Annotated in this window: 1 protein-coding gene; it reads right to left on the reverse strand. The window is 70.0% G+C overall.

The features are described from left to right. The coding region (locus ACLQ24_RS30790; protein ID WP_425895222.1) for a hypothetical protein at positions 1–205 on the reverse strand (205 nt) is incomplete at its 3' end. Between the last annotated feature and the right edge of the window lie 12 nt (positions 206–217).

Consider the following 217-nt stretch of genomic DNA (forward strand, 5'->3'; position numbering starts at 1 on the left):
GCTCGACCCTGACCCCGCCGAGCAACCGCACCGACCAACTCGGCGCACCCACCGCCTCAACGACCGTATCCGCCGACGCCGCCTCAACGACCGTATCCGCCGACGCCGCGACGGCCTCCACCGGCGGCTGCTCGATAACGTCCGGCGGCGCGACCGAAGCGATCCCATCGAATGGATGACGCACACGTGTGCCCTCATGGGCCACCCCGTACTCGTC

The organism is Micromonospora sp. DT4, assembly GCF_049841675.1.
In the GTDB taxonomy this organism is placed as follows: Bacteria; Actinomycetota; Actinomycetes; order Mycobacteriales; family Micromonosporaceae; genus Micromonospora.